Raw genomic sequence first — 1,637 nt, forward strand, 5'->3', positions numbered from 1 at the left:
TGATTTAGGGAAGTTAAAATATGGCGTACAGATGAAAATTTCGTTTTTTGCTGCTGCTAGTAGCTTGACGATTTGCTGGTTTAGTAAGTTTCGACGCTTACCAAGACCAACAAGTGGTGTGATCTTTACTTTATCTTCCGCCGCTGACTCATGGGCAAATTGATAGTTGGCTTGAGCAAGAGAAGAGCGAAGTTGGCGAATTGCCGATTTAATTTCTTTGGTTTCTGGCTTATCTCGATCGGCCAAGTCGTTTACTGCAGGGTGAGCAATCATTTCATTTTGAACGAAGTTCACCATCGTATCTGCAAGGGACTTGTGCTTAATAACATGGTAGCGATCAAATCGATAGCGACCATGGTACTGCAAATAAACGTTATTAAGGCTAGCGCCACTGTAAATCACGGTATCGTCGACGACGAAGCCTTTTAAATGAAGTACACCAAATACTTCTCGACCGCGAACGGGGATACCATAAACAGGGATGGCATGTTGGTATTGGTCAGCAAACGCTTTATAAAGCGCTGAGTTGCCTTCTGATGTTTCTGCACCAATAAGGCCGCGTTGTGCTCGGTGCCAGTCAACACAGATATTAATGTCTAATCCTGGATTACGCTGCTTTGCTTCGTAAAGTGCAGTGAGTATTTCACGCCCAGCTTCATCATCTTCCAGATATAGAGCGACTAGGTAGATTCGTGACGTTGCTTTGCTGATCGCATCTAAAAGACGAGTTCGAAATGTTTCTGCAGAGTACAGAACATCAAAGTCTTCAGGATTGATTGCGAGACTAGGCAACTGCTCGAATGGATTCCTATTTACTATCATATCGGTGTGAGTACCTTATTTTAGTGCAATATTGCGAACCTGATATTTTACCAAAGATATGATTTCCCTGGCTACTAAAGCGCACGCTTTGAAACCTTTGAAGGGATAAATTGCATTGGAATGAGATCTTTGCCGCTATCAACATAACGTTGAAAAGCCATCTTTAAGGAGTTCGGCAGCTCATGACTGTCAATGGTTTCGAAACCATGTTGAGCATAATATTTTTCTAAGTAGCTAAAAGCGAAGCAATAATCACCATCTTCGAAAACTTTGTTCTCGCAATGCTCTAGCAGAGTGCGCCCAACGCTCGTGCCTCTAACTTCTGGGATTACGAGCATGCCTGTTAATAAGCGATATTGCTCTACGGTTTTTAATCTTAGTAGTGCGACGATCACACCTTTACGACTGGCTGTGATGATGAGTTCATCTTTTTTGGCTCGCCCGGAGGGGTAATGGGCTTTATAGAGCTTTTTGATCAAAGGGAGTTTGATCGGATTTAACACTTCTATGATTAATGAGTTAGGTATTGTCACTGCGGTTAAAAGTTAACTGGGGTAGAATGTGCCCAGTTTAAGAGAATCTTATCTGGCGTTGCAAATCACTATGCAAATTAAAGAACACGCAAGCCTCAAGGCTTTTCACACTTTTGGTATCGAGCAGACTTGCTCCTACTTAGCCATTGTTGACTCGATAGATGATGTAATCAGCCTCTATCAAAATCCTGCTTTTCAAAGTCTGCCGAAGTTGTTTTTGGGTAAAGGCAGCAATGTTCTATTTACTGAACATTTTGACGGTCTCGTCATTGTTAACCGCCT

Annotated in this window: 2 protein-coding genes and 1 pseudogene; 1 reads left to right on the forward strand and 2 read right to left on the reverse strand. The window is 42.3% G+C overall.

The annotated features are described in order from the left end of the window. Both pssA and R7P67_RS23730 read right to left on the reverse strand, forming a co-directional pair. On the reverse strand, nucleotides 1-822 hold an 822-nt coding region (gene pssA / locus R7P67_RS23725), incomplete at its 3' end, for a CDP-diacylglycerol--serine O-phosphatidyltransferase (protein WP_318086183.1). Nucleotides 823-896: 74 nt separating this feature from the next. Further along, a complete protein-coding gene (locus tag R7P67_RS23730; RefSeq protein WP_180768967.1) occupies nucleotides 897-1,325 on the reverse strand; it encodes a GNAT family N-acetyltransferase in 429 nt (142 codons plus the stop codon). A gap of 100 nt (nucleotides 1,326-1,425) precedes the next feature. Here R7P67_RS23730 and R7P67_RS23735 point away from each other — a divergent pair. Continuing rightward, nucleotides 1,426-1,637, forward strand: a pseudogene (locus tag R7P67_RS23735) (UDP-N-acetylenolpyruvoylglucosamine reductase); the annotation flags it as partial.

It is taken from the genome of Vibrio sp. Vb0937 (assembly GCF_033338855.1).